At 67.7% G+C, this 1,568-nt stretch carries 1 protein-coding gene; it reads left to right on the plus strand.

What is annotated here, in order from left to right:
- Nucleotides 1-93 precede the first annotated feature (93 nt).
- Entirely contained in the window at nt 94-1,485 is a 1,392-nt protein-coding gene (locus ACYVDA_RS20675; protein WP_460820428.1) for an IS110 family RNA-guided transposase, read from the plus strand.
- The last annotated feature ends 83 nt before the right edge of the window (nt 1,486-1,568 follow it).

The following is a 1,568-nucleotide window of genomic DNA, read 5'->3' on the forward strand; positions in this document are numbered from 1 at the left end:
GGTGCAAGAGGTGTGAAGGCTTGCGACTTCGTCGCTGCGTTGGGGGATGAGAATCGGGGGGTCGCTCGGCGACGTCGGGACACACTGGTGCGGGTGAGCCCGTTGAGGTGTATGGCGTGGGGTCTTCGGGTGCCTTTGGATTGCTGCTGCGAGCGCGTGGGTCTGTATCCCGGCAGAAGACCTTCCGGGCGACACCCGGCCCGGCCGTCCGGGCGGGCCGGTCACTCGCAAGTGGTGAGGGAGTTGATCGAGATGGAAGTTCTCTATGACCGGGTCGCTGGCCTGGACATCGGCAAGGCGTCGTTGACGGTGAGCGTGCGCACGCCCGGGGCCAGGCGTGGTCGGCACCAGGAGACGCGGACGTTCAAGACGACGACCGGTTCGCTGATGGTGATGCGCGACTGGCTGCTGGAGCAGGGCGTGACGATCGCGGCGATGGAGTCGACCTCGACCTACTGGAAGCCGCCGTTCTACTGCCTCGAAGAGGTGATGGAGGTCTGGCTCCTCAACGCCGCGCACATGAAGGCGGTACCGGGCCGCAAGACCGACGTGCGTGATGCGGAGTGGATCGCGCAGCTGCTCGAGCACGGGCTGCTGACCCCGTCGTTGGTGCCGCCGCCTGAGATCCGGCGGTTGCGGATGATGACCCGCTACCGGACCCAGCTCCACGGTGACCGGACCCGGGAGATCGTGCGGTTGGAGCTGATGCTCGAGGATGCCTCGATCAAGCTCTCGGTGGTGGCCTCCTCGCTCAAGACGGTCTCCGCGCGGGCGATCCTCGCGGCGATGATCGAGGGTGAGACCGACGCGCGGGTGCTGGCCGAGATGGCCAAAGGTCGGATGCGCACGAAGATCCCGGACCTGGCCCAAGCACTCGAGGGCCACTTCGATGCCCACCACGCCCAGCTCGCCAGGTCGATCCTGGATCGGCTCGACCGGGTCGAGCGCGACATGGTCGAGCTCGACGTCGCGATCGAGGCGGCCTGTGCACCGTGGGCACACCAGATCGAGCTGCTGCAGACCATCCCTGGCGTGGGTCCGAAGGTCGCGCAGGTGATCATCGCCGAGACCGGCGGCGACATGTCGAAGTTCCAGACTGCGGCCCACCTCGCCTCATGGGCAGGGTTGGCTCCGGCGATCTATGAGTCGGCCGGCAAACGGACCCCGGCTGGTCGCCGCCGAGGGAACAAGTGGCTCTCCGCGATGCTCGTCGAGGCCGCCGGATCCGTTGGCCGCATGCACGGCAAGAACCACCTCGCGGTCCAGCACGCCCGCCTGACCCGGCGCCGTGGGATGAGTCGCGCGCAGATCGCGGTCGCACACTCGATCCTGACCACCGCCTACTACATGCTCAAGCGCGACGAGCCCTACCGCGACCTCGGCCCCGAGTGGCTGGCCAAACGAAACGAGGAAGCCCACACCCGCCGGCTCGTCGCGCAACTGGAGAAGCTCGGCCACACCGTGGTCATCGACCCCGCGGCCTGACAACCACCGGCAACTGCATCGTCGGGCTCCGCCCGACGGCGCTGACGCGCGCCCCGGTACAGGTGATTCACGGGTCTGTGTCC

The sequence above is a fragment of the Nocardioides korecus genome, assembly GCF_054778395.1.